Origin of the sequence: Erythrobacter donghaensis (assembly GCF_001557325.1) — a bacterium.
Lineage (GTDB): Bacteria > Pseudomonadota > Alphaproteobacteria > Sphingomonadales > Sphingomonadaceae > Erythrobacter > Erythrobacter donghaensis_B.
This window is the reverse complement of the sequence record NZ_LSJS01000233.1, coordinates 1-950: the sequence shown is the minus strand read 5'-3', so window position 1 is coordinate 950 and position 950 is coordinate 1. Positions and strand designations below refer to the sequence as shown.

General features: G+C 63.7%; 1 protein-coding gene. It reads right to left on the bottom strand.

What is annotated here, in order from left to right:
- A partial coding sequence (locus AX692_RS14185; protein ID WP_230961063.1) for an IS110 family transposase occupies positions 1–950 on the bottom strand: 950 nt, incomplete at both ends.

Sequence of the window (950 nt, the reverse complement as noted above, 5' to 3'; positions counted from 1 at the left end):
ATTGCCTGGATGTCCTCGGGCAAGTCGATGACCCGCTCACGGTAGCGCCGTTCCTCGCGAGCGGGCAGCCGATACGACCAGCCCGCCTCGATCAGCATGGTTCGTGCCTGCGCGTTGCCCGCGCGGGTGATCCGGCCTCGCTTGGTCCGGGCGCCGCTGGAGTGCTCGGACGGCACCAAGCCGACATACGCCATCAACTGCTTAGGATTGTCGAAGCGGGTGAGATCGCCTACTTCAGCGACCAGCGTCGCAGCGCTGACCAGCCTGATACCGCGCAGGACCTGCAGATTGCGGACCAGCGGCGCGAAGCACCATGCATCCACCGCTTCGGCCAATGCTGCCTCGAGCCGTCCCACTCGCGCCTGCGCCTCCAGCACCCGCTTCTGCATTTCCTCGAATGCCAGCTGTTGGTGGGGAAAATCGAACCGCTGCTCGGACAACCACCGCCAGTACATTTTCGTCCAGGCCGCCTTGCCGCCGAAACGACGATCATGACGCAACAGGAAGCTGCGCACCGTTTGCTTGGCCCCGATGGCATCGTCCTGCGCATTTCGCCGAGCGCGGATGAGATCGCGTACCGCCTCATGCGCTTCGTCCGGCACCCAGATCGCGGTGAGTTCGCCGGCGCGTAGCAGCCGCGCCAGTGTCATCGCGTCACGTCGGTCCGTCTTCACATGGTCGCCCGGGCGTCGCGGCATCATTGAGGGGGCGATGACAATGCAATCCTGCCCCAGCTTCGTCAGCAGCCGATGCAGGCCATAGCCACAGGGACCAGCTTCGTAGCAGACGTTCAACGTAACGCCCGGTCCCGTTAGTCGCTTGACCAGCCTTCTGACCGCATCGTCCTCGTTGGCGACTGTTCCGATGAAACGCACCTCGCCTCCGCGCTGTCCATCGGCAACAGCGACCGCAATGGTTTCCTTATGCACGTCCAGACCAACGTATTTCAC